This window comes from Gordonia metallireducens (assembly GCF_021245825.1).
Lineage (GTDB): Bacteria > Actinomycetota > Actinomycetes > Mycobacteriales > Mycobacteriaceae > Gordonia > Gordonia namibiensis.
In genome coordinates this window covers 1-24,224 of record NZ_JAJQJP010000024.1, presented here as the reverse complement: position 1 = coordinate 24,224, position 24,224 = coordinate 1, and the positions used below count along the sequence as shown (strand labels likewise).

The following is a 24,224-nucleotide window of genomic DNA, read 5'->3' as shown; positions in this document are numbered from 1 at the left end:
AGACCGGGCGAACGACGAGAACTCATCGCGACGAGTGGCTCAGCCGACGTCGACCGTCGGGTCGAGAGCCTGCTCGAGGAGGCTGCGGCGGTAGGCCTCCAGGGCCACGAGATCGCCGAATACGGCGTTGTAGCCGTCGGGGTCGTCACTCGGGGCCATCCGGCGGAGACGCGACTTGATGTCGGCGATCTGGGAACCGACCCACACCTCCTGCAGGCGGGCGAGGACGCTGGTGATGTAGCGGGCGATGTTGTCCTCGTCGACGGGCATCGACTCGACGGCGAGTTCGGTGACCAGCGGATCGATGACCGGGTCGTCGACGGCGTTGCGCACGGAGTCGACCCAGGCGGCCCCACCCAGGCCCGACGACGTGCCACCGATGCTGATCATCGCCTGGCGCACAATGGCATAAGCCGGTTCGTCGAAGCATTCGACGGGCAGCGAGTCGAAGACGGTGCCGGCGATCGCCGGGTACTGCAGCGCAGCCTTGAGTGCTTCGCGCTGGGGCCACAGCCGCGGGTCGTTGGGCTGGGGGCGTGCCGACGTCGGTGCGGCCTCCGCCTCCGGCCGGTTGCGTGCGGGAGCACCGCGCCGACCACCGCGCCCGGAATCCCCGCCGCCCTTCGCCTTCCGGATCCTCGCGCCCTCTTCGCGCACCCGACCGAGGACCTGGCTCACTTCCTCCCAGCCGACCCAGCCTGCGAGCTGTCGGGCGTACTCGTCGCGCAGCGCGATGTCCTTGATGCGAGCGACCACCGGGACCGTGTCGCGCAGGGCGTGCACGCGCCCCTCGGCGGTGTCCAGGTCGTGTTCGGTCAGCAGCGTCTTGATCGCGAACTCGAACATCGGAACCCGGCGCGCGATGAGGTCGCGGACCGCGGCGTCACCCCGGGCCTGCCGGAGCTCGCACGGGTCCATGCCCTCGGGGGCGATCGCCACGAAGGTCTGGCCCGAGATGGACTGCTCACCCTCGAAAGCCTTGAGCGCGGCGGCCTTTCCGGCGTCGTCTCCGTCGAAGGTGTAGATGACCTCGCCGCGGAAGTACGAGTCGTCCATCATCAGACGACGGATCAGCGCGAGGTGGTCCTCACCGAAGGCGGTGCCACACGAGGCGACGGCAGTGGTGACGCCGGCGAGATGCATGGCCATGACGTCGGTGTAACCCTCGACCACGACCACCTGATGCCCCTTGGCGATGCTCTTCTTCGCGTGGTCGAGACCGAACAACACCTGAGACTTCTTGTACAGCATGGTCTCCGGCGTGTTCATGTACTTGCCGAGGTTGTCGTCGTCGTAGAGCTTGCGGGCACCGAAGCCGATGATGTCGCCGCCGAGATTGCGGATGGGCCAGAGCAGCCGGCGATGGAATCGGTCGATGGGACCCTTGCGGCCCTGCTTCGACAACCCGGCCGCCTCGAGCTCACTGAACTCGAATCCCTGCGACAGCAAGGCCTTGGTCATCGTGTCCCACCCGGCGGGCGCGTATCCGCAGCCGAACTGGATCGCGGCCGCGGCGTCGAAGTCGCGCTCTGACAGGTAGTCCCGCGCGGCCTGCGCCTCCGGGGTCTGCAGCTTCTCCTGGTAGAACTTCGCGGCGGCGGCGTTGGCGGCGACCAGCCGGGCGCGCGTGCCACGGTCCCGCTTGATCGCGGTCCCGCCACCCTCGTAGTTGATCTGGTAGCCGAGGCGATCGGCGAGCTGCTCTACCGCCTCGACGAAGCTGATGTGCTCCTGCTTCTGCAGGAAGCTGTAGACGTCGCCTCCCTCACCGCAGCCGAAGCAGTGGAAGTGGCCGTGATTGGGGCGGACGTGGAATGACGGTGACTTCTCGTCGTGGAACGGGCACAGTCCCTTGAGGCTGTCGGCACCGGCGCGGCGCAGTGCGACGTAGTCGCCGACGATGTCCTCGATCCTCGTCTGCTCACGGATCGCCGTGATGTCACGATCGGGAATTCGGCCTGCCACGTGTCCAGTGTAGTGACACCCGCAGCCGGGCCGCCCGGGCACTCAACACGCACCCGCGTCCGGGCACTACGACGCCGCATCGGGTCGTCGGACTGAAATCCGCCCCCGAAAACCGCCCTCCAGCGCCGCGCCGATCGCACTATGTCGTCGGCGCCCCTGTGGAGGGCGTATCTCGGGGGCGCTTTTCGACGCCGGGCCGAAACCGTCCTCACCCCAGGTGCGCTTGCGCCCCGGAGTTCTGTTTGTCGGTGCGCTCCAGCCGACCCTCGGTCATCGACGCGATCTGGTCGACGATGACCCGCATCCTGCCGGCGTCGTCGGTCGCGGCGTTCCACCACGGCACGAAGATCGGGTCGAGTCCGCCGGGAGCGGCCTCGACGAACCAGTTGGCGACACGGTGGATACGTTCCCGCTGCCGCTGCTGGGTCGACTTGTGGCGTTCGTTGGAGAAGATGAACCGCAGCGCCATGGTCTTGAGCATCGGGACCTCTGCGGCGATGAGCGGGGGCACCTCGAGGTCGGCGTCGTAGCGCGACACCGGCCGGTCCCCGACCACCGCACGGGTGCCGGTGATGGCCGCCGACGCGAACCGACCGATCAGCTCACTGGTCAGTCTCTTGAGGGCGACATAGGAGTCGAGCGTGCCGTCGAAGACGCCGACCGCCCGCACGATGTCCATCTCGTAGAGTCGCTGAGCCGCGTCGACGAGCGCCTCCGGGTCGAGACCCGGGAACTCCTTGGCGCCGATCTCGGCCATCTCCCGACGATCCTGCGGGTCGCCGAGGCTGCGGAGGTCGATGCGACCGCCGATGACGCCGTCCTCGAGGTCGTGCACGGAGTAGGCGACGTCGTCGGACCAGTCCATGATCTGGGCCTCGATGCACTTCCGGGTCCCGGGAGCACCTCGACGAACCCAGTCGAGCGTCGCGGCGTCGTCGTCATAGGCGCCGAACTTGCCGCCCGGACTGCGACGAGTCCACGGGTACTTCAGCGTTGCGTCGAGCGACGCGCGCGTCAGGTTGAGGCCCGCACTGACGCCGTCGGCGTCGAGCAGCTTCGGTTCCAGCCGCGTCAGGATGCGGAGGTTCTGCGCGTTGCCCTCGAAGCCACCACAGTCGACGGCGACCTCGTCGAGCGCCCGTTCCCCGTTGTGCCCGTACGGGGGATGCCCGATGTCATGGGCGAGGCCGGCTAGCTCGACGAGGTCGGGCTCGGCACCCAGACCAATGGCGATACCGCGCCCGATCTGACCCACCTCAAGTGAATGGGTCAGCCGGGTACGCGGGGTGTCGCCTTCGCGTGGGCCGACGACCTGGGTCTTGTCGGCCAGCCGACGCAACGCGGCCGAGTGCAGCACGCGCGCACGGTCGCGCGCGAAATCACTGCGATGATCCGTTCGGGTGCCGGGGAGACTCGCGACCTTGGCACCTTCGGGGACATAACGTTCGACGGCCTCGTCGCCGTAGGCGGCCACGGCCGGGAGGACATGGCCGGCGGCGCCGGAACCGGATTGGGTGCTAGTCAAGCACCCAGCCCCGGCCGACCGCGAAATCGGTGACCCGCTGGCGGATGGCCACGATCTGGCGTGCGGTGAGGTCGTCGTCGGCGTCGAGGAGCAGTTCGGTCAGCTCCTCGGTGAATGCACCGGAGTCGAGCGATCCGCTGCCGCCGCGCGGACGTCGGCTGCCGCGGTCGTCACGGTCGTCACGACGGTGGCCCCGGTCGCCCCGGTCCCCGCGGTCGTTCCGACCGTGGTGCTCGTCGCGACGATGCGCACGCGCACCTGCCGCATCGTCGGCCGGAGCCGCCTCGGTCACGGCGACGTTGATCGCCTTGGAACCGCGATCGGTCTCCTCGACGTCGAACGTCACCTTCGCACCGGGCTTCAGCGAGTTCTCGTCGATGTCGATGTCGTTGATGTGAAGGAACACATCGGCACCGCCCGACTCCGGCGCCAAGAACCCGAATCCCCGATTTGCGTCGTAATGAACGACTTTCCCGCTGACAGACACGACTCCACTCACTCTCTCGTCGCGCGCACGACGGACCCCATGCCCTACTCCGCGCGACAACTCGCCATCAATTGTGACAGACATCCGCAGGTCAGGCGGAATCGTGACCGTTCCGCCACACCCGGATGCCGGGTGTGGCGGCGTCCGATCAGGCGCCGAGCAGCTTGCCGCCGAGGTATTCGGCGACCTTGTCGAGGGCGACGCGCTCCTGGCTCATGGTGTCGCGCTCACGCACGGTCACAGCCTGGTCGTCGAGGGTGTCGAAGTCGACGGTCACGCAGAACGGCGTACCGATCTCGTCCTGGCGGCGGTAGCGCTTGCCGATGCCCTGCGCGTCGTCGAACTCGACGTTCCAGTGCTTGCGCAGCTCGGCGGCGAGGTCGCGCGCCTTCGGCGACAGCTTCTCGTTGCGCGACAGCGGCAGCACCGCGACCTTGATCGGCGCGAGGCGACGATCGAGGCGCAGCACGGTACGGGTGTCGGTGCCGCCCTTGGCGTTCGGCACCTCTTCCTCGGTGTAGGCGTCGCACAGGAACGCCATCAGCGAACGGGTCAGACCGGCTGCCGGCTCGATGACGTACGGGGTGTAGCGCTCGCCGGTGGCCTGGTCGAAGAACGACAGGTCCTCGCCGGAATGCTTGCTGTGGGTGGAGAGGTCGTAGTCGGTGCGGTTGGCCACGCCCTCGAGCTCACCCCAGGGGTTGCCGGCGAAACCGAACTTGTACTCGACGTCGACGGTCCGCTTGGAGTAGTGCGACAGCTTCTCCTTGGGGTGGTCGTAGAGTCGCAGGTTCTCCGGATCGATGCCCAGGTTGACGTACCAGTCGAAGCGCTGGTCGATCCAGTACTGGTGCCACTGTTCGTCCTCGCCCGGCTTGACGAAGAACTCCATCTCCATCTGTTCGAACTCGCGGGTGCGGAAGATGAAGTTGCCCGGCGTGATCTCGTTGCGGAAGCTCTTGCCGATCTGCGCGATGCCGAACGGCGGCTTCTTGCGCGCGGTGGTCATCACGTTCTTGAAGTTCACGAAGATGCCCTGGGCGGTCTCCGGGCGGAGGTAGTGCAGGCCCTCTTCGTCGTCGACGGGGCCGAGGAAGGTCTTCATCAGACCGCTGAAGGCCTTGGGCTCGGTCCAGTTGCCGGGCTGGCCGGTCTCCGGGTCGTTGATGTCGGCGAGGCCGTTCTCCGGCGGGTGGCCGTGCTTGGCCTCATAGGCCTCGATCAGGTGATCGGCGCGGTAGCGCTTGTGGGTGTGCAGCGACTCGACGAGCGGGTCGGAGAACACCTCGACGTGGCCCGAGGCCTCCCAGACCTGGCGCGGCAGGATGACCGACGAGTCGAGACCGACGACGTCCTCGCGGCTGATGACCATGTTCCGCCACCACTGCCGCTTGATGTTGTCCTTGAGCTCGACGCCGAGCGGGCCGTAGTCCCAGGCAGATTTGGTGCCGCCGTAGATCTCACCGCACTGGTAGACCAGACCCCGGCGCTTGGCGAGGTTGACGACGGATTCCACTTTGGACTGGGCGGCCACGGTTAACTGCTCTCCACGGGTTGAAGGTGTTCGGCTTCGTACTGTCCTGCTCGTGCGCGGGCGACCGGGTGGGGTCGGGCGAGCGCACGGCAACCCCTACAGACTACCGAGCGGGGCATCCGTTCGACGAAACCAGTCGGTTCGGCCGGCCGTCCACCGCCACCCACGATGCCGTCCCGTCGGAACTGTCACAGTGGCAGGGTGATTTCTCGAGCACGCTTGCTGCCCGTCGTCGCCGCCACCGCGGCGACGGTGACCCTTCTCGCCGGCTGTTCCGCCGACCGCACCGAGAGCCCGGTGCGCAGCGCCACCTCGGCGCCGGTGTCGACGCCGGCCGTCGAACCGCCGGTCGGCGAGGTCACCTCGGCCGGGCTGGCCGACGCGGTCACCCTCGACCGCGTCATGGGGCACGTTCGGGCCTTTCAGCAGATCGCGGACAACCACGACGGGACACGCGCGTCGGGGACCCCCGGTTACGACGCCTCGGTCGACTATGTCGCGGGACAGCTGCGTGAGGCCGGGTTCGAGGTCACCACGCCGGAGTTCGGCTACAAGCGCTTCGACCTCGGGCCGGTGAAATTCTCCGCCGACGGCCGCGACGTGAAAGGCCACGTGCTCGAGTACTCGGTCGGAACCCGTGAGCCGGTCACCGCGAAGCCGGTGACAGTGGCAGCGACGGGATGCGCACCCGCCGACTTCCCGGCCGAGGTGCGCGGGTCCTTCGCAGTGATCACCCGCGGCACCTGCACCTTCACCGACAAGGCGCGCCACGCAGAGTCGGCGGGTGCGGTCGGGGTCGTCATCGTGAACAACGAGGACGGACCGCCGTTCGGGTTGACCCTCGACACCGACGACGTGCCGGACATACCCGTTCTCGGCGTGGCCCGCGACGACGCCGCCCAGGTGCGCGAGGCCGAGCAACTGCGCCTGTCCGTCGACGCGGAGACCACCCCGGTCACGACCCGCAACGTCATCGCCGAGACCCGCACCGGGACGCCCGACGACGTCGTGATGGCCGGCGCCCACCTCGACAGCGTCACCGAAGGCCCCGGCATGAACGACAACGCGAGCGGCAGTTCGGCGGTCCTCGAGACGGCGTTGCGCCTCGGGTCGTCACCCCGCGTGCCCCAGCGGGTGCGCTTCGCGTTCTGGGGCGGCGAGGAGGACGGCCTCCTCGGGTCCACCGAGTACGTCGGCGGCCTCGATGCCGCCGGGCGTCGTGCCCTCGCGCTGTACCTGAACTTCGACATGCTCGCCTCACCCAACGGCGGGTACTTCACCTACGACGGAGACGACTCCGAACGCAAGGGCGCTCCGGCGGGTCCCGCCGGTTCCGACGGCATCGAACGCGTCTTCGCGAAGTTCTACGCCGACCGCGGAATCCCGCTGGGTCCGGTCGATTTCGACGGCCGATCCGACTACGGCCCGTTCATCGCGGTCGGCATCCCCGCCGGCGGCGTGGCGACCGGTGCCGAACGGCGGAAGACCGAGAAAGAGGCCGAGATGTGGGGCGGCAAGGCCGGCGAAGCCTTCGACCCGAACTATCACAGCCCGCGCGACACCATCGACAACGTCGACACCGAACTGCTGGGCGTCAACGCCGCCGCGGTCGCCCACGCGGTGGCCACCTACGCGCTGGCGACGAACGGTCCCGACGGCGTTCCGGCGATCGATCGGCGGCAGCGGGAGGAGGGCTGACTCCGCCGTCGCTGATTGAAAACCATTTCCGTTAGAATGGCGGCAGTGTTGTGAGCGGTCCGGGAGGAGTGACATGTCGGCTGAACCCATCGAGGGGTCCGGTCGGTTCGGCGCATCCGGACCGGCCGACGACTCCGACGCCGCCGCACGGGAGGCCGCGGCCGACCTGTTGCGCGCCCTCGCCTCCCCCACCCGCGTCGCGATCGTGCTCTCGCTGCGTGAACGCGGGCAGTGCGTGCACGAACTCGTCGGACACCTCGGCCTGAGCCAACCCCTGGTCAGTCAGCATCTCCGCGTCCTCAAGGACGCCGGCGTCGTCCGCGGCCACCGCAACGGCCGCGAGATCACCTACGAACTGCTCGACGACCACGTCGCCCACATCGTCGTCGACGCCCTGGTCCATGCCAACGAGACCAACCGCGGCCCGTCGGTGGCGTCCGGATGACCGGCGTCGAGGCGTCCGGTCCGCAGCCGGTCACCGGAGTCCGTTCGACGCGCCAGCGCGCGGCCATTGCCGATGCCCTGGCCGGCACCGACGACTTCTGCTCGGCCCAGGAACTCCACGAGATCCTCAAGGGCCGAGGCGAGTCCATCGGCCTGACCACCGTGTACCGCAACCTGCAGGCCCTGAGCCAGGCCGGCCAGATCGACGTCCTGTGGGACGGGTCCGGTGAGACCCGGTACCGCCACTGCTCGTCGGGACACCACCATCACCTGGTGTGCCGCAACTGCGGAACCACCGTCGAGGTGCAGGCCGACCCGGTCGAGAAGTGGGCCGCGACCATCGCTGCCGAACACGGCTTCACCGACATCAACCACACGGTCGAGGTGTTCGGCCTGTGCGCGGATTGCCAGGGCTGCCAGCACAACTGACGTCGCGACGCCACGCGACGAAAACCGCCCCCGAAATCCGCCCTCTACAGCGCAACCGACGACGATATGTCAACGAGCGCCCTGTGGAGGGTCTTTCTCAGGGGCGGATTCGGGACGTGCGCCCGGAAAGCTACTTCGCGACCAGGCGTTCGGCGGCGTCGACCCCGGCGGCGAGCACGATGTGCAGGACCGTCAGCAGCGGCAGGTCGTCGAGTCGTCCGGCGGGAAATGTGTAGTACTGCAACACATCCGTGGTGACACCGGCCGGATCCGAGCGGCGGAGGCTGCCGAAGCTCATCTGGGCGCCGAAGGCTTCGACGTCGTCACGCAGGGTCGGGGTGTTGGGCAGGTCCATGGCGACCATCTGGGTCACGGCGAGAACGTCGAGGCCGTCCGAAAGGGTGAGCACCCGGATCGACGCGCGCGTCGGACCGACCTGCACCACAACGGATTCCGCGTCGGGGCGGTCGGTGGGTCCGAGCTCGGCCACGATGACGGCGGCACGTTCGAGCAATGCGGCGGCATCGGTCACGACGGCTTCACCCCACCGAAGCGACGGTCGCGGGAGGCGTACTCCAGGCAGGCATCCCACAGGTCGCGGCGGTCGAAGTCGGGGAACAGCTTCTCCTGGTAGACCATCTCAGCGTAGGCCGACTGCCACAGCAGGAAGTTCGAGATGCGCTGCTCCCCCGACGGCCGCAGGAAGAGGTCGACGTCGGGCATGTCGGGCTCGTCGAGGTAGCGCGCGAAGGTCGACTCGGTGATGCGCTCGGGATCGATCTCGCCACGCGCGGCGCGACGGGCGATCTCACGGGCGGCGTCGGCGATCTCGGCGCGGCCACCGTAGTTGACGCACATCGTCAGCGTCATCACGGTGTTGTCCTTGGTCAGTTCCTCGGCGATCTCGAGTTCACGGATGACGCTGCGCCACAAGCGGGGTCGGCGGCCCGCCCAGCGGACACGAACACCCATCTCGTGCATCTCGTCGCGGCGTCGGCGGATGACGTCGCGGTTGAAGCCCATCAGGAAGCGGACCTCTTCGGGGCTGCGCGACCAGTTCTCGGTCGAGAAGGCGTACGCCGACAGCCAGCCGACGCCCAATTCGATGCAGCCGCAGACGGTGTCCATCAGGACGGCCTCGCCCCGCTTGTGCCCTTCGGTGCGCGGCAGTCCGCGATCGGTGGCCCAGCGGCCGTTGCCGTCCATCACCAGAGCCACATGCTTGGGCACGAACTGGGCGGGAATGGCCGGGGGTCGCGCTCCGCTGGGATGAGGATCCGGGGGACGAACCTCTGTCCGTGAGCTCGTCGGCTTGCGCCCCTTCGACGAACTACCCGGCCGCAACGCCATCGTCGACTCTCCTCACCCCGTCATCCACAACTGGCTCGACACCCGTTTCCATCAGCCTATGAGGCGCGGTGCGTTCGATGAGCGGCAGGGTTCGGAGCTGACGTTCGAGATGCCATTGCAGATGTGCGGCGGTGAGGCCGCTGGCCTGGCGGCGCAGCGAGTTCGACGACTCCTCCACGTGTTCCCACTGGCCCCGGAACAGCGCGTCCATGAGGTCGAGCACGCCGGGCGACGGGGTGGCCGAGCCGGGTGGCCGGCAGTGCAGGCACACCGCCCCGCCGGCGGCGACGTGGAAGGCCCGGTGCGGACCGGGGTTGGCGCAGCGCGCGCATTCCTCCAGCGCGGGCATCCAGCCCGCGCTGTACATGGCGCGCAGCAGATAGGCGTCGAGGATCAATTCCCGCGGCCGACGGTCCTCGGCCAGCGCCTGCAGCGCACCCACCGTGAGTCGGTGCAGCTGGCGGGTGGGTGCGCGTTCCTCACCCGCCAGCCGCTCGGCGGTCTCCAGGACCGCGCAGGCCGTCGTGTAGCGCCCGTAGTCGGCGACGATCGCGTCGGTGAGAGCGTGCAGGCTGTGCACCTGGGTGACGACGTCGAGGCTGCGTCCCGGGTACAGGTGCACGTCGATGTGGGCGAAGGGTTCGAGACGGGCGCCGAACTTCGACCGTGTCCGGCGCACCCCCTTGGCGACCGCGCGCACGAGCCCGTGCTCCGCGGTCAGCAGGGTGATGATGCGGTCGGCTTCGCCCAGCTTGTGCTGGCGGAGCACGACGGCCTCATCCCGGTAGAACCTCACCCGCCGATTGTCCCACCGTCCACCGACACCGCCGCCCCCGACATGCCCTTTCGACACGCCCCTTCGCCAGCCCGGGGCCACTCGAGGCGCAGTGGGTCAGTGCGGGCCGATGTCGAACGAGGTTAGGGGACGCAGCAGCGACCGCTTCTTCTCGACGTGGCCGCCCATCCGGTCGAGGATCGAGGTGAGCGCCTCGATGGCCTCGACGATGTACGGGCCCTTGTTCAGCATGACCCCCTCGGCACGGCGGCTCATCGCGGCGTCGGTGACCTCGGCACGCGACGGAACGCCCTTCTTCGCCAGGCCGTCGAGAACCTGAGTGGCCCAGATGACCGGAATGTGCGCGGCCTCGCAGAGCCACAGGATCTCCTCCTGCACCTCGGCCAGCCGGCCGAACCCGACCTCCACGGCGAGATCGCCCCGCGCGATCATCACCCCGACCGCATCCCATCGCATCGCCTCGAGCAGCATCTGCGGCAGCGATTCGAAGGCGGCGCGGGTCTCGACCTTGAGCACGATCCCGACGTTGCGCGCGTCGAGGCGTTCGAGTTCGGAGATGAGGTCGGCGACGTCGCCCGGCGACCGGACGAACGAGTAGTTGACGATGTCCGCGTGAGTCGCCACGAACTCGAGCGCCGCACGATCGTCGGGCGTCAGCGCCGGGATGTGCAGCGTCGTGTCCGGGAGGTTGACGCCTTTCTCGGCTCGCAGCTTGGAACCCTTCGGGCCCGCGCGTTCGACGTCGACGACGATCTCGTCGTCGAGTCTCTCGCGCACGCGTCCGGCGATCTTGCCGTCGTCGAACAACACCCGGTGCCCCGGTTCGACGTCGTCGAAGGCGTCCCCGAGTTCGCATCCGATGCGATGGGGTCCGACCCTGGTCGCGGATGTGGGCGCGAGGTCACGCTGGAGTCGGATCTCGTCGCCGGTACGGATCAGCAGATGCTGGCGCTTCTCCGGCAGGTCCCCGACCACGAGAGCCTTACCGCGGACGTGTTTCGCCGTGATCGACGACCCGGTCCGGTAGTAGACGGTGCGGTCGCATTCGGCGTCGATCCCGGCTTCGGACACCTCGACGACGTCCAGGCGGCGACGGCGACCGCGTGCGTCGCGAAGCCGGAGTCGGTCGCCCTCGGACACCGCGCCGAGGTCGTCGACCGGGATGATCGCATCGATGCCGTCGGGCAGGGCCTGATCGGGATCGGGCGGGGTCGTGGTCATCCGCACCCGTGATCGGCGTTCGACGGTCCCGTCGTCGGCTCGCACGGGTTTCACCTTCACGACCTTCGGTCCCGGTTCGAGCGGTCCGGTGCGGAGTTTGGGTCCGGCCAGATCCATCGCGACGCGCACACGCCCGGGAAGTCCGCGCACCGACTCGATCATCCGCGCCCATTCGGCGGGTCCGTCGTGGGCGCAGTTCACCCGTGCCACGTCCATCCCGGCCTCGCCCATGCGTCGCACCAGATCCGGGTCGTCGGCGGCCTGGGTGGGCATCGTGACCATCACCCGACTTGCTCGTTCACCGTGCTCGTCACCCGGCCGGTCGGCGGTCAGGTCGTCGGCCCCACCCGGGTGCACGCTGCCCAACAACTGGTCTCGGTTGGCGCCGAGAATGCGCACGCCGCCGGACAGGTCGCCCCAGATCGGGTGTCTGCGTCGGCCTTCGGCGAGGGCGTCGACGGTCTCGATGACCGTCTCGATCCAGGAGTAGACGATCGATTCCATCCGGCCGAGACTCGACAACCCGTGGGCGGCCATCGACGACTGCAGCGGACGCAGATCGCGGCGGCGCACCGTGACGTAGTGCACGAGGTTGCGCGCACTCTCCCGATGCTGTTCGGCCACCGCGGAGATCAGCGGCCCCGCGAGCTCCTCCGCACGGTCGAGCTCGTCCCGCAGGTCGTGCAGAGCGGCCGACATCTCCGCGATCGACATCTCCACCGACGTACCCATGCATCCACCGTGCCAGGTTTCCGCGGAAAGGGGGCGGAGCGCGAAACCCGCTCAGCCCGCGTTGACGATCTTGTCCAGCTTCGGCGGAAGCGTCATGCCACCCGGGTAGCGGTGCCAGCCCTTGCGGTCGTAGTACTTGGTGCCGAGCATGCCCAGCAGCACGCCGAGGAGAAGGCCGATGAAGCACTGGATGACCGACCGCGCGAGCCCGGCGGACAGGTCGGCGTCGAAGTACAGGACCGAGCGCACGCCGAGGTAGATGACGTGCATCGGCTCGATCGCGGCGATCCACTCGAAGAACCGCGGACTCGCCTCGAGCGGCAGGGTGCCGCCCGACGACGGCAGGCCGAACACGACGAAGAACACGAGGTTGAACAGCAGGCCGGCGTTGCCGAAGACGGCCATCATCGCGCTCGCGCTCACCCCGACCGCGAAGATCGCGAGGATCGAGATCAGCCACAGCACGAAGGCGTTCGGCAGGGACGTACCCACCCAGGAGCCGACCGCGATGAACAGGGTCGAGAGCACCACCGAGACGAGGAACATGATGGTCCACTTGGCGGCGAGCGTCGCCCAGCGGCTGATCGCGAGGCGTTCGCGGAGTTGGTAGAACGGGCCGTACTCGATGGGCGTCTGGCCCAGCATGCCGTCGACGACGATGCTCACCATCATCGCGCCGGTGAAGCCGGCCAGCACCAGCAGCAGTGTGAGGTAGAACGCTGACAATCCGTTTCCGGCGCCCTGTGGCAGCGGCGTCGGCTCCGTCACCGAGACCGCCACCGGACTGGCGAGCGCGAGCTGGGCGGCACCGGTGAACGTGACGTCGTTGCGGTCGAGCTGATCGCGCACCTGCGCGGTCAGCTGCTGACCGACCTCGGCGTTGACCCGCGTGGTCACCTGCTCGGCGAAGGTCGAGGTTATCGACGACGCGAAGGCGCCGGACCCGCGGTTGATGAAGATGTCGATGGCGGGGCGCGTCGGCTGCGCCGGGAGCACCGTCGAACGTCCCAGCGCGACTGCGCGATTGGTGAAGTTCGAGCCGATGATGACGACGCCGTACACCTTGCCGCTGTTCAGTTCGCCGAGGGCGGTCGACCGATCGGTGCGCCGGACGACGATGCCGTTGTCGGCGGCCGAGGAGATGATGCCGTCGGCGACCTGGTCGCCGATGTTCTGCTTGGTGGCCTTGCCGTCGGCGCCGGTCACCTCGCCGCCGGAGTCCTCGTTGACGAGGGCGATCGGGAAGTCGTGGAGGTGGCGCTGCGGGTCGACGACGGCCGACATGTACAGCGCGGCCATGAGCGAGAACAGCACCGCGACGAGGATCAGCGGAGCGAGCCAGAACCGGGGCGATCCGAGCACCCCGGCGATGGTCCGCCCGGTCGGTTCCTCGATCTCCGGCGCCTCGTGCGCTCCGTGACCTGTCTCGGAGGCCTCCTGCGACTCGTGCGTTCCCATCGACGTACCTCCCCCGCGGCCCGTGTCCGCGAGGACGGTGCCGTCAATCTTCTCGTCTAGAAGCCCAGCCGGCGGAGCTGCTTGGGGTCGCGCTGCCAGTCCTTGGCGACCTTCACGTGCAGATCCAGGTAGACCTTCGTCCCCAGCAACCGCTCGATCTGTGCGCGCGCAACTGTACCGACCTCTTTCAGGCGTGCTCCCTTGCGCCCGATGATGATGCCCTTCTGGCTGTCCCGCTCGACGAAGAGCACCGCGTGGACGTCGACCATCGGCGGCTGGTCCGGGCGCCGGTCCTCGCGGTCGATGACCTCCTCGATCACCACGGCGAGTGAATGCGGAAGTTCGTCGTGGACGCCTTCGAGGGCGGCCTCGCGGATGAACTCGGCCATGAGGACCTGTTCGGGTTCGTCGGTGAGCTCACCGTCGGGATAGAACGCCGGGCCCTCTTCCATGAGGCTGACGAGCACGTCGCTCAGGACGTCGAGCTGCTTGCCCGACTTCGCCGACACGGGGACAACCTCGGCGTCGGGGCCGAGGAGTGCGGACAGCGCCATGAGCTGTTTGGCCACCTGTTCGGGGCCGACCCGGTCGATCTTGGTGACGACACCGAGAAGCGTGGTGCGTGGCGCCATCTCGCGGACCTGCGAGATGATCCAGCGGTCGCCGGGGCCGATCGCCTCGTCGGCCGGGATGCAGACGCCGATCACGTCGACCTCGGAGTAGGTGTCGCGCACCAGTTCGTTGAGCCGCTTGCCGAGCAGCGTGCGCGGCCGGTGCAGTCCCGGGGTGTCGACGAGGATCAGCTGCGCGTCGGGTCGGTTGACGATGCCGCGGATGGTGTGGCGCGTGGTCTGCGGCCGGTTGGAGGTGATCGCGATCTTCTCCCCCACCAGCGCGTTGGTGAGCGTCGACTTGCCCGTGTTGGGGCGGCCGACGAAACACACGAAGCCGGAACGGAATTCGGGGGCGGACTCAGACATCGGCGCCGCCGAGTCGTTGCTGCGGCCGGCCGGCGGCGTCGGTGACGTAGGCGTAGGCCTGTGGGCTCAGTTCGTGGAGGGTCGCGAGACCGGGATCGTCGGCGTCCCCGTTGACCAGCACCGCGGCCTCGAAGGCGGTGGCGCCACTCGAGATCGCCGAGGCGACGGCGACCTGCAGGCCACTGAGCGTCAGGGTCTTGGTGCGGACCTCGGCGCCCGCGTAGGTGCGGCCGTCGCCGTCACGAACGGCCGCTCCGGAACGCGCCTCGGCGCGTGCGAGTGCTCCGCGTGCGAGCACCACGAGCTTCTGATCCTCGTCGGCGAGGGTCTCGGTCACTGATTCATCCTTGCTGTCGGTTGCTCGTGGTTGTTGCGATGGCCCTCGTCCTCGTGTTCGCGGGCCGCGGTGCGGTCATGACGACCCTGCCGGCCGGAATGCCCTCGACCGCTCGCCGATTCGTGCCGGTGCGAGTCCCGGCCGTCGTCGTCGGTTCCGGGAACGCGCGTGACGAGGACCGTGATGATGCGTTGACGTCCCTTGCGGTTGGGACCGCCCTCGGCCACGAGCTGCAGGCCGTGGGACTTGACCCTGGCCCCGGGCAGCGGGACGCGACCGAGTTCCAGGGCGACGAGGCCACCGACCGTCTCGACCTCTTCCTCCTCGATCTCGACGTCGAACAGCTCGCCGAGATCCTCGACGGGAAGCCGTGCCGACACCCGGTACGAGCCGTCGCCGAGGTCCTCGACGGGCGCGAGTTCGTCGGTGTCGTATTCGTCGGTGATCTCGCCGACGATCTCCTCGAGGACGTCCTCGATCGTCACCAGCCCGGCGATGCCGCCGTATTCGTCGACGAGGATCGCCATGTGGTTGCGCGTGAGCTGCATATCGGCGAGGACCTTGTCGAGCGGCTTGGAGTCCGGGATGAACTCGGCCTCGCGCATGATGTCGGAGACGCGCAGCGTGGTCGGGTCGAGGCGTTTGGCGACCGTCCGCTGCACCATGTCCTTGAGGTAGACGATGCCGAGCACGTCGTCGGTGTTCTCGCCGATGACCGGGATACGCGAATGTCCCGACCGTGTCGCGAGATTGGTGGCCTGCAGAACGTTCTTGTCGGCCTCGATCCAGACCATCTCCGGCCGCGGCACCATGACCTCGCGGGCGCTGGTGTCGCCGAGATCGAAGACCGAGTGGATCATCCGGCGTTCGTCGGCGGCCACCACACCCCGCGCCTCGGCGAGGTCGACGACCTCGCGCAGCTCGATCTCGGTGGCGAACGGGCCGTTTCGGTAACCGCGACCCGGGGTCAGCGCGTTACCGATGAGAATGAGGAGCCGGGTCACCGGCTTGAGCAGGATGCCCAGCGCCGACAACAGATACGACATCGACAGCGCGATGGTGTACGCGTGCTGGCGGCCGAGGGTGCGCGGCCCGACGCCCATGGCGACGTAGGAGATGACCGTCATCGCGGTGATGGCGACGACGAGTCCCCAGCCGACACCGAGCCATTCGGTCGCGGACAGAGCGATGAGCGCGGCGGCCGCGGTCTCGCAGACCACACGAAGCAGGACCACCAGGCCCACATAGGTGGCGCGGGCGTCAAGGATGATGGCGAGGCGTCGGGCGCCGGCGCGGCCCTCGCGGACCATGTCGTCGACACGCGCGTTGGAGACCGTGGACACCGCGGTGTCGACCGCGGCGAACAGTCCGCCGAGCGCGATCAGGACGACTGCGGCCACTATGAACCAATAGTCGTGGGACACTTTCAGTCTTCCTCGGACCGTCCGGTCGTCCCCGCGTCTCCGGTCCCTTGTTCGGTCCCGGTGAATCCGATGTTCGACAGCAACCGCGAGTCACGGTCGGTCTGGCGTTGTTCCTGCGCGCGCCGGTGCCGTTCGGCGTAGAAGGCGTCGAGGATCTCGTTCTGCAGCCCGAACATCTCGCGCTCTTCCTCGGGTTCGGCGTGGTCGTAGCCGAGAAGGTGGAGGACACCGTGGATGGTCAGCATCGCGAGCTCGTGCTCGAAGGAGCGACGCGCCTCGCGGGCCTGCTTCTGGGCGAACTCGGGGCACAGCACGATGTCGCCGAGGATCGCCGGACCGAGATCGGTGGCGTCGGGACGGCCGCCCGGGACGAGTTCGTCCATCGGGAAGCTCATCACGTCGGTGGGTCCGGGCAGGTCCATCCACTGCACGTGCATGTCGGCCATGGTGTCCTCGTCGACACACAGGACCGACAGCAGCGCGGCGGGGTTCACGTCCATCGCATTCACCGCGAACCGTGCGGCGTCGACGATCAGCTCGGCCGGGACCTCGACCCCCGACTCGTTGGCCAGTTCGATGCTCATGAGCGACGCCCATGAGAAGCCGCGCGACGCGCCGCGCGGTTGCCGCCGATCGCGGCGTCGATCCGTGCACCGGTGCGCTGGGATTCCTCCGCACGACCGTACGCGTCGACGATGTCGGCGACCAGGCGGTGCCGCACGACGTCCTGGCTGGTGAGCCGGGAGAAGTGGATGTCGTCGATGCCCTCGAGGATCGCGGTCGCCGCCATCAGGCCGCTCTTCGCACCGCCCGGCAGGTCGACCTGGGTCACGTCACCGGTGACGACCACCTTGGAGCCGAAGCCCAGGCGCGTCAGGAACATCTTCATCTGCTCGCTCGTCGTGTTCTGCGCCTCGTCGAGGATGATGAAGGCGTCGTTCAGGGTGCGGCCGCGCATGTAGGCCAGCGGGGCCACCTCGATGACCCCGGCGGCCATCAGCTTCGGAATCGCCTCGGGATCCATCATGTCGTGCAGGGCGTCGTACAGCGGGCGCAGATACGGGTCGATCTTCTCGCTCAGCGTGCCCGGCAGGAAGCCCAGGCGTTCGCCGGCCTCGACGGCCGGACGGGTGAGGATGATGCGGTTGACCGACTTCGACTGCAGCGCCTGCACGGCCTTGGCCATCGCGAGATAGGTCTTGCCGGTACCGGCCGGACCCAGCCCGAACACGATGGTGTTGTCGTCGATGGCGTCGACATAGTGCTTCTGGTTCAGCGTCTTGGGCCGGATCGTCTTGCCGCGGCGCGAGAGGATGTCCAGCGACAGCACCTCGGCGGGCGACTCCTGGCCGCCGCCGGAGAGCATCGACACGCTGTGCCGGACGAGGTCCGGGGTCAGCGGGGTGCCACGTCCGACGAGGTCGGTGAGTTCGGCGATGACGCGTTCGGAGGCGGCGACATCGGCGGGCTCGCCGGTCAGCGTCACCTGGTTGCCGCGCACATGGATGTCGGCGGGAAGCAGCTGCTCGAGCGTCCGAAGGTTGACGTCACTGGCACCGAGCAGCCCGAACACCACTCCGGGAGAGACTTCGACGGTGGATGTGACCCCAGACCGGCGCGGCTGCGTTCGGCTGGATTGCCCGCTCGGGTCGGGATTGTCGTCACTCACGTATGAAATCACTCCTGGTGGTCTGCGGTTGTGGCCTGCGCGCGTCCGCTGAATCACAGTGAGGATTCACTGAAGGAAACGCACAGTTGTCTGGCCAGTGTATCGCTATGCAACGGCCGATCAGCAGGCAATATTTCCTGACCGTCAACCGTCGAGTGTCGGTTGGCCCATCGCAGCCAACCGGCGCAGTGCTCGACCATCCGCCAACTCGACGCGATCCTCCGGACTGAATGCGTAGTAGTCGAGGAAGTCGAGAAGTGGCGCGGCACCGACGGCGAAGAGATCGGCGGTGATCCGGACGGATCGCTGAGCCTGCATGTACCCCGGGGCGAAGGGTCCCCGGTAGAAGATCTCCACGTCGGCTCGTGCCCGATCTCTCAGGACGATGCCGATCTCCGGATTCTTGCCGTCGGCGAGCGGAACGATGTCTGCGATGTCGTCCCACTCGACCGTTTGCTTCAGCCGAAACCCGGTGACGTCCACACCGTCAGTCGAAACCTCGATGCTCGGGTATCGCAGGAGTCCCGTCGCGAACCAGGCGAGGGCGATGGCGGAGTATGCGGCGATCGCGGCTGCGATCCAGGGGAAGACCGTCGCCTGTCCGGGACTCATCGGAAAATCGAACTGCCCCAACCACATCCCGATCGCGAACAAACCGGAGGAGACCGCGATCAGCGTCAGAGACACTCGATATGCCATCCGCAGTCGACGTGATGTCGCGAACCGAATCCCGCCCGGTACCGCCTCGGCAGCCCCCGGAGCCGCGGTGGACCGCGCCCGGTTCCTCAGCACGAGCCCAGACGCCCAGACGACCGCTACGCAAGCCGCGGACGCGCACACATAGAAGGCTGCATCCATGAAGCGGCCGTCAGACAGCGCTCGCCCCAGCTGCCACAGCCAGAAGAGTGCGAGAGCCCCGAAAAGGGCCAAGGCCACATATGTCCAGCGGGTCCGGACGCGGAGCCTCGCCCATTCGGGCACCGGTGTGAAGCGGTCAGTCATGGCAGACGACCCTGCCTGTGGTCACGAGAGGCCGAGTCACGAAGGGCCGAGCCACGAGAGCCGAGATCCTAGATCCCCAGCACCCGGATCGTCTGCCGCGCACAGCCCGTGCGCGGGTCGACGAACGCCTGATGTCCCTCACCCGGCACGACGACCAGTTCGGCCGACTGTCCGCGGGCGATGGCGTCGTCGACGTAGCGACGGCTGACGATGTCGGGCACGAGATCGTCCTCGTCACCGGTGATCGCGACGACGTGCGCGTCGAAGACCGGCGCCAGCATGGGCGACGCCTCTTCGTAGCGGCGCGGCGACTCGCTGTACGGCCGGCCCATCAGTTCGCGCAGAGACTCCTTGTCCGCCGCGGAGACGGTGTCGAGGACCGCTGCCTGCGCGACGACGGTGGTGATGGTGGTCGATGCGGTACGCGCGCCGAGTTTGCCGACCGCCCACACCGCGAGCTGCCCACCGGCCGAGTGTCCGACGACGCCGACCGACGAGAAGTCGATCGCCCGGAGGTCGATGTCCTGCTCCTGCAGCGCATCCCGCACCGGGCCGTCGAGGGCGCGGATCGCGTCGACGACGTCGCGGCCGGTGTTCGGCCACCCGCCGCCCGGCTCTCCGACACGGCGGTACTCGATGTTCCACACAACGGCACCGCGTTCGGCCATCGTGCGCGCGACCGCGGTCTGGATCGTCGAGCCGTACTCCACCGCCCACGAGCCGCCGTGGACGAGCACGACGACCCGAGCCGGAGTTGCGGGGTCGAGACCATCCCGAGGCAGGTAGAGATGGCCGAATTGTGAAGGCTCGGTGCCGTATTCGATCTTGGTGCGTCGTACGGCGCAGCGTCGGACACCACTCATCGCGACCACCGTCCGGTCAGCACGCCGATCGCACCCAGTGCCACCGCGGCCGCGGTCGAGGTACGCAGCACCTCCGGGCCGAGGACCACCGAATGGGCGCCGAGCGCGGTCAGGTCGGCGACCTCGGCGTCGTCGAGTCCGCCTTCGGGGCCGACGACGAGCACGATCTCGCTCGCATCGGCGAGCGGAAGTTCGGCGAGGGGCCGCGCGGCCTCCTCGTGCAGTACCGCGACCACACCGCCGGCCGCGACCGCGTCGGCGCACCGCGCGCGGACGTCGATGGTGGTGGCGAGGTCGGTGACCTCGGGAATCCAGGGTCGTCGGCTCTGTTTCGCGGCAACCGACGCCGCGGTCCGCCACTTGGCAACGCCCTTCTCCGCCTTGCCCGTCCACCGTGCGACACAGCGCATCGCCTGCCACGGCACGATCACGTCGATACCGGCCTCGGTCGCGAGATCGACGGCCAATTCGGATCGTTCGGACTTCGGCAACGCCTGCACGAGGGTCACCTGCGGGGTGGGCCGCGCCTCGAAGGAGAGCTCACGCACCGACGCGACGAGCGTGTCTTTCCCGGTGATCTCCCAGATCTCGCATCTGGCCACCGATCCCGCGCCGTCGCCGACGAGGATGCGCTCCCCCACCCCGAGGCGCGCAACCGTCACCGCATGCCGGCCTTCCGGCCCGCTGAGGATCAGGTCGGCACCCGGGGCGGGGACGGAGTCCGCCCAGAAAAGCGGTGGGCTCACTTGCCTGCGAACGCGTTGCGCAGCCGTGAGAAGAGCCCGCCCGGAGCGGCCGCCGCCGAGGTGTTGACCACCTCGATCTCGTCCTGCGCCACCTTCTTGAGCTTCTTGAGGGCGTCGGTCTGGGCGTTGTCGAGCTTGGTCGGGACGACCACGTCGAGGTGCACGTGCAGGGTGCCGCGGACACCCGAGCTGACGTGCGGCATGCCCTGACCGCGCAGCTTGACCACCTGGCCGGGCTGCGTACCCGGGTCGATCTTGACGGTGACCGGGTCGCCGAGGATGGTCTCGACGTCGAACTCGGCGCCGAGCGCGGCGTCGACCATCGGGACCTTCAAAGTGCAGTGCAGGTCGTCCTTGTCGCGCAGGAAGACCTCGTGCGGACGTTCGGTGACCTCGACATAGAGGTCGCCGGCCGGACCGCCGCCCGGGCCGACCTCGCCCTGGCCGCTGAGCCGGACGCGCATGCCGCTCTCGATGCCGGCCGGGATGCGGACGGTCATGGTGCGTCGCGAACGCACGCGACCGTCGCCACCGCACTTGTGGCAGGGATCGGGGATGACCTCGCCGACGCCGTGACAGGTCGGGCACTCGCGGACGGTCATGACCTGACCGAGGAACGAACGCTGCACCGACTGGATCTCGCCGGCGCCGTGGCAGGTGTCGCAGGCGATCGGCTTGCTGTCGCCGTTGGTGCCCGAGCCGGTGCACACATCGCACAAGATCGCGGTGTCGACGGTGATCTCCTTGTTGACGCCCTTGGCGCACTCGGCGAGATCGAGCTTGAGGTTGACGAGTGCGGGCTCACCCGGCTGGACGCGCGAGCGGGGTCCACGCCCCGACCCGAAACCGCCGCCACCGCCGAAGGCGCCGCCGTTGCCGAAGAAGGCCTCGAAGACGTCGCCGAAGCCGCCGCCACCACCGCCGAATCCGCCGAAACCTCCGGCGCCCGCACCCGCGAGGGGGTCGCCACCGGCGTCGACGATGCGCCGCTTCTCCGGATCGGTCAGCACCTCGTAGGCGGTGCTGACCTCTTTGAACTCGTCCTCCCGACCGGGGTTGACGTCGGGATGCAGTTCGCGTGCCTTCTTGCGGTAGGCGCGCTTGAGCTCCTGGTCGCTGGCACCTTTCGCCACACCCAGGATTGCGTAATAGTCACGTGCCACGGTTGTAGTGATCCTTAAATCTCAATTGGTACCCAAGCGGTCTCAGTTGGTGCCCACGCGGTGCGCGCCATCGGTGTGGACGCACGTCCGCGCGGTACGCAGTGGAACCACTCGATTCTGCCGCCGACCGGTTCGGGGCCCTCACCTGACGTCCGTCGCCGGGGCGGCGGTCATCGTTCGGCGAGCACCTCACCGATGTATTTGGCAACGGCTGCGACCGAGGCGATGGTTCCCGGATAGTCCATCCGTGTGGGGCCGAGCACACCGACGCCGCCGAACACGGTTCCCGATGCACCGTACCCTGTGGACACCACCGAGGTCCCACGCAGGTTCTCGGTCTGCGTCTCCTCTCCGATCTGCACTGTGACCTGGCCCATGTCCTGTGTCGTGGCGAGGATCTTGAGCACGACGACCTGCTCCTCGAGTGCTTCGAGGACGGTGTCCATACCGCCGACGACCGGCGTGAAGTCGGCGGCCGACCGTGCCAGGTTCGAGGTGCCGCCGAGCACCAGGCGGTCGTCGCCGCGTTCGACGAGGGTCTCGACGAGAACCGTCGCGATGTTCAGAACCGCGCCCCGGATGTCGTCGGGTGCGGAGTTGGCGAGTTCGGCCACCGCCGCCGACGCCTCGGCAAGGCGTTTGCCGTGCAGCGCCGTGGAGAACATGTCACGCAGACGGCTGATGTCCTCTTCGTCGTGGTCCTCGTTCAGCGCGACCATGCGCTGTTCGACGCGACCGTTGTCGACGATCACCACGAGCAGCAGCCGCGACGGCGAGAGCGACACGACCTCGAGGTGCCGGACACGTGCCGCCGACAGCACCGGGTACTGGATGACGGCCACCTGGCGGGTCAGCTGGGCGAGGAGCTTGACCGAGCGTCGCAGCACGTCGTCGAGGTCGACGCCGGAGTCGAGCACCGACAGGATGGCGCGTCGTTCCGCCGAGGACAGCGGCTTGATCTCGCTGATGCGGTCGACGAACATCCGGTAGCCCTTGTCCGTGGGGACACGACCCGAGCTGGTGTGCGGCTGGGTGATGTATCCCTCGGCCTCGAGTACCGCCATGTCGTTGCGGACGGTTGCGCTCGACACCCCGAGCTGATGCCGCTCGACGAGTGCCTTCGATCCGATGGGCTCCTGCGATTCGACGTAGTCGGTCACGATCGCGCGGAGGATCTCGAATCGACGGTCATCCGTTGTGGACACGCGGTACACCTCCTGATCCGAGTCCCGGTCCATGGGGTTGGGCCATAGAGTTGGGGTACGTCCCATACTGGGTACGTTCCATACTACGAAACCGGCGCGGGGTTCCATGATCTTCAAGGGGGTGCGGGAGGGCAGGCCCTATCCCGACCACAAGCTGTCGACGCGCGGCTGGGCCAAGATCCCGCCGCGACAGCTGCGACTCGATCAGCTGATCACGCTCACCAAGGTGCTGGCCCTGGACAAGCTGCTCAGCGAGGATTCGACGTTCTACGGCGACCTGTTCGCACACGTCGTCCGCTGGGAGGGCGATCTCTACCTCGAGGACGGACTCCACCGTGCGGTGCGCTCTGCGCTGCGGAACCGCAACATCATCCACGCACGCACCCTCGACCTCGACGCCCTCGACCTCTCCGAGGGGGCACGCCCTCTCGATGAGCAGCTCGACGACACCGCCGAGATCCCGGCGCGCCCCCGTGTCGTCGACGTCCCGCCCGAACCGGTCCGGCCGCCGCGGGGTGCGCCCGAATCCCCCGGGGGCGGTGGCGCGCATCGTCGGGGACGCCAGTCCACCGGCTGGACGAGCCCGCCGCGCCCCGAACGACCCTGGTAGTCCCGGACCTAATCCCAGAGCACGCGGCGGATGACGCCGTCGGCGAGCAGTCGGCCGGCGTCGGTGAGGACGTAGGCATCGCCCGTCGCGGCGAGCAGGCCGTCGGCACAGAGATTTTCGGCGTTCGCGCGTTCGGCGTCGTCGAGGAGTTCGGTCGGGAGCCCGGTCCGGAGTCGCGTGGTGAGCATGACCGCCTCCATGTGGCGGTCCTCGGCGGTGAGCTGCTCCGACGACGCCGCGGGCAGCACACCCTCACCGAGGGTCTGCGCGTAGCGCGCCGGATGCTTCACGTTCCACCAGCGCACGCCATTCACGTGGGAGTGCGCGCCCGGGCCGATCCCCCACCAGTCCGAGCTGTTCCAGTAGGCGAGGTTGTGGCGACACGCGCCCGCGTCGTCGAGGGCCCAGTTCGACACCTCGTACCAACCGAACCCGTTGGCGCTCAACCGATCATCGAGGATCTTGTAGCGGTCGGCGAGCACGTCGTCGGGTTCAGGCGGCGCTCACCTCCGCAGTCTGGGTTGGTCCCGCCAGGGTCGGGTCCCAGGGAGTGGCGGTGGTGATCACCACGTGCAGTTGGCGTAGC

Annotated in this window: 23 protein-coding genes and 1 pseudogene; 4 read left to right on the top strand and 20 right to left on the bottom strand. The window is 68.3% G+C overall.

Annotated elements, in window-relative coordinates:
- Positions 1-39 precede the first annotated feature (39 nt).
- From dnaG to LQD00_RS07985, 4 genes are all read right to left on the bottom strand, one after another.
- A complete protein-coding gene (gene dnaG, locus LQD00_RS08000) occupies positions 40-1,965 on the bottom strand; it encodes a DNA primase (protein ID WP_232716641.1) in 1,926 nt (641 codons plus the stop codon).
- Between the two features lie 208 nt (positions 1,966-2,173).
- Positions 2,174-3,490: a deoxyguanosinetriphosphate triphosphohydrolase gene (locus LQD00_RS07995; protein WP_232716639.1), complete on the bottom strand. Its 1,317-nt coding sequence runs from the start codon at positions 3,488-3,490 to the stop codon at positions 2,174-2,176.
- Positions 3,483-3,977, bottom strand: a complete 495-nt coding sequence (locus LQD00_RS07990) for a cold-shock protein (RefSeq protein WP_232716637.1) — start codon at positions 3,975-3,977, stop codon at positions 3,483-3,485. Before LQD00_RS07990 ends, LQD00_RS07995 begins: the two co-directional genes overlap by 8 nt.
- A 148-nt stretch (positions 3,978-4,125) precedes the next feature.
- Positions 4,126-5,511, bottom strand: a complete 1,386-nt coding sequence (locus LQD00_RS07985; RefSeq protein WP_119032741.1) for a glycine--tRNA ligase — start codon at positions 5,509-5,511, stop codon at positions 4,126-4,128.
- Between the two features lie 201 nt (positions 5,512-5,712).
- On the opposite strand from LQD00_RS07985, the gene LQD00_RS07980 reads away from it, so the two are divergent.
- From LQD00_RS07980 to LQD00_RS07970, 3 genes are all read left to right on the top strand, one after another.
- On the top strand, positions 5,713-7,209 hold the full coding sequence (locus LQD00_RS07980; RefSeq protein WP_232716636.1) for a M28 family peptidase: 1,497 nt from the start codon (positions 5,713-5,715) through the stop codon (positions 7,207-7,209).
- A 73-nt stretch (positions 7,210-7,282) separates the two neighbouring features.
- Positions 7,283-7,654 carry an ArsR/SmtB family transcription factor gene (locus LQD00_RS07975; RefSeq protein WP_232716635.1) on the top strand — a complete coding sequence of 124 codons (372 nt, stop codon included), beginning with the start codon at positions 7,283-7,285 and terminating at the stop codon, positions 7,652-7,654.
- Positions 7,651-8,082 carry a Fur family transcriptional regulator gene (locus LQD00_RS07970; RefSeq protein ID WP_006867916.1) on the top strand — a complete coding sequence of 144 codons (432 nt, stop codon included), beginning with the start codon at positions 7,651-7,653 and terminating at the stop codon, positions 8,080-8,082. The genes LQD00_RS07975 and LQD00_RS07970 overlap by 4 nt, the downstream gene beginning before the upstream one ends.
- 130 nt (positions 8,083-8,212) lie before the next feature.
- Here the strand turns inward: LQD00_RS07970 and LQD00_RS07965 are convergent, their stop codons facing one another.
- The 15 genes from LQD00_RS07965 to hrcA form a co-directional block, all read right to left on the bottom strand.
- Complete coding sequence (locus tag LQD00_RS07965; protein ID WP_006865788.1) at positions 8,213-8,614, bottom strand: hypothetical protein; 402 nt, start codon at positions 8,612-8,614, stop codon at positions 8,213-8,215.
- Positions 8,611-9,432: an isoprenyl transferase gene (locus LQD00_RS07960; protein ID WP_119032743.1), complete on the bottom strand. Its 822-nt coding sequence runs from the start codon at positions 9,430-9,432 to the stop codon at positions 8,611-8,613. The genes LQD00_RS07965 and LQD00_RS07960 overlap by 4 nt, the downstream gene beginning before the upstream one ends.
- Positions 9,413-10,228, bottom strand: a complete 816-nt coding sequence (recO, locus tag LQD00_RS07955; protein WP_035751313.1) for a DNA repair protein RecO — start codon at positions 10,226-10,228, stop codon at positions 9,413-9,415. Before recO ends, LQD00_RS07960 begins: the two co-directional genes overlap by 20 nt.
- A gap of 96 nt (positions 10,229-10,324) precedes the next feature.
- Complete coding sequence (locus LQD00_RS07950; protein ID WP_232716633.1) at positions 10,325-12,181, bottom strand: pyruvate kinase; 1,857 nt, start codon at positions 12,179-12,181, stop codon at positions 10,325-10,327.
- 51 nt (positions 12,182-12,232) lie between these two features.
- On the bottom strand, positions 12,233-13,639 hold the full coding sequence (locus LQD00_RS07945) for a YhgE/Pip domain-containing protein (protein ID WP_232716631.1): 1,407 nt from the start codon (positions 13,637-13,639) through the stop codon (positions 12,233-12,235).
- Positions 13,640-13,695: 56 nt separating this feature from the next.
- Positions 13,696-14,619: a GTPase Era gene (gene era, locus LQD00_RS07940; RefSeq protein ID WP_119032747.1), complete on the bottom strand. Its 924-nt coding sequence runs from the start codon at positions 14,617-14,619 to the stop codon at positions 13,696-13,698.
- Positions 14,612-14,956 (bottom strand): cytidine/deoxycytidylate deaminase family protein, encoded by a 345-nt coding sequence (locus LQD00_RS07935; RefSeq protein ID WP_006865782.1) that lies wholly within the window; start codon positions 14,954-14,956, stop codon positions 14,612-14,614. Before LQD00_RS07935 ends, era begins: the two co-directional genes overlap by 8 nt.
- The gene (locus LQD00_RS07930; protein WP_119032748.1) at positions 14,953-16,380 is read right to left on the bottom strand and encodes a hemolysin family protein; all 1,428 of its coding nucleotides are present in this window, start codon (positions 16,378-16,380) and stop codon (positions 14,953-14,955) included. Before LQD00_RS07930 ends, LQD00_RS07935 begins: the two co-directional genes overlap by 4 nt.
- Before the next feature lie 2 nt (positions 16,381-16,382).
- Positions 16,383-16,964, bottom strand: coding sequence for an rRNA maturation RNase YbeY (ybeY, locus tag LQD00_RS07925; RefSeq protein WP_006865780.1), 582 nt, complete (start codon positions 16,962-16,964; stop codon positions 16,383-16,385).
- Complete coding sequence (locus LQD00_RS07920) at positions 16,961-18,049, bottom strand: PhoH family protein (protein ID WP_232716629.1); 1,089 nt, start codon at positions 18,047-18,049, stop codon at positions 16,961-16,963. Before LQD00_RS07920 ends, ybeY begins: the two co-directional genes overlap by 4 nt.
- A 144-nt stretch (positions 18,050-18,193) precedes the next feature.
- Complete coding sequence (locus tag LQD00_RS07915; RefSeq protein ID WP_232716627.1) at positions 18,194-18,661, bottom strand: hypothetical protein; 468 nt, start codon at positions 18,659-18,661, stop codon at positions 18,194-18,196.
- A gap of 458 nt (positions 18,662-19,119) precedes the next feature.
- Positions 19,120-19,914, bottom strand: a complete 795-nt coding sequence (locus LQD00_RS07910) for an alpha/beta hydrolase family protein (protein WP_232716626.1) — start codon at positions 19,912-19,914, stop codon at positions 19,120-19,122.
- Positions 19,911-20,660 (bottom strand): 16S rRNA (uracil(1498)-N(3))-methyltransferase, encoded by a 750-nt coding sequence (locus tag LQD00_RS07905; protein WP_232716624.1) that lies wholly within the window; start codon positions 20,658-20,660, stop codon positions 19,911-19,913. The genes LQD00_RS07910 and LQD00_RS07905 overlap by 4 nt, the downstream gene beginning before the upstream one ends.
- Positions 20,657-21,823, bottom strand: a complete 1,167-nt coding sequence (gene dnaJ, locus LQD00_RS07900) for a molecular chaperone DnaJ (protein WP_119032750.1) — start codon at positions 21,821-21,823, stop codon at positions 20,657-20,659. The genes LQD00_RS07905 and dnaJ overlap by 4 nt, the downstream gene beginning before the upstream one ends.
- Positions 21,824-21,993: 170 nt before the next feature.
- Positions 21,994-23,028: a heat-inducible transcriptional repressor HrcA gene (gene hrcA, locus LQD00_RS07895; protein WP_119033802.1), complete on the bottom strand. Its 1,035-nt coding sequence runs from the start codon at positions 23,026-23,028 to the stop codon at positions 21,994-21,996.
- A gap of 106 nt (positions 23,029-23,134) precedes the next feature.
- Between hrcA and LQD00_RS07890 the strand changes: the two genes are divergently transcribed.
- Positions 23,135-23,638 carry a type II toxin-antitoxin system VapB family antitoxin gene (locus LQD00_RS07890; protein WP_232716623.1) on the top strand — a complete coding sequence of 168 codons (504 nt, stop codon included), beginning with the start codon at positions 23,135-23,137 and terminating at the stop codon, positions 23,636-23,638.
- A gap of 8 nt (positions 23,639-23,646) precedes the next feature.
- Here the strand turns inward: LQD00_RS07890 and LQD00_RS07885 are convergent.
- Positions 23,647-24,138 (bottom strand): annotated as a pseudogene (locus tag LQD00_RS07885) (radical SAM family heme chaperone HemW); the annotation flags it as partial.
- Positions 24,139-24,224 lie beyond the last annotated feature (86 nt).

Excerpts from the sequence above, each read along its gene's own strand:
- LQD00_RS07975 (WP_232716635.1), top strand. The coding sequence starts at position 7,283 with ATGTCGGCTGAACCCATCGAGGGGTCCGGTCGGTTCGGCGCATCCGGA.
- LQD00_RS07970 (WP_006867916.1), top strand. The coding sequence starts at position 7,651 with ATGACCGGCGTCGAGGCGTCCGGTCCGCAGCCGGTCACCGGAGTCCGT.
- LQD00_RS07960 (WP_119032743.1), bottom strand. The coding sequence starts at position 9,432 with ATGGCGTTGCGGCCGGGTAGTTCGTCGAAGGGGCGCAAGCCGACGAGC.
- LQD00_RS07950 (WP_232716633.1), bottom strand. The coding sequence starts at position 12,181 with ATGGGTACGTCGGTGGAGATGTCGATCGCGGAGATGTCGGCCGCTCTG.
- LQD00_RS07945 (WP_232716631.1), bottom strand. The coding sequence starts at position 13,639 with ATGGGAACGCACGAGTCGCAGGAGGCCTCCGAGACAGGTCACGGAGCG.
- era (WP_119032747.1), bottom strand. The coding sequence starts at position 14,619 with ATGTCTGAGTCCGCCCCCGAATTCCGTTCCGGCTTCGTGTGTTTCGTC.
- ybeY (WP_006865780.1), bottom strand. The coding sequence starts at position 16,964 with ATGAGCATCGAACTGGCCAACGAGTCGGGGGTCGAGGTCCCGGCCGAG.
- LQD00_RS07915 (WP_232716627.1), bottom strand. The coding sequence starts at position 18,661 with ATGAGTCCCGGACAGGCGACGGTCTTCCCCTGGATCGCAGCCGCGATC.
- LQD00_RS07910 (WP_232716626.1), bottom strand. The coding sequence starts at position 19,914 with ATGAGTGGTGTCCGACGCTGCGCCGTACGACGCACCAAGATCGAATAC.
- LQD00_RS07890 (WP_232716623.1), top strand. The coding sequence starts at position 23,135 with ATGATCTTCAAGGGGGTGCGGGAGGGCAGGCCCTATCCCGACCACAAG.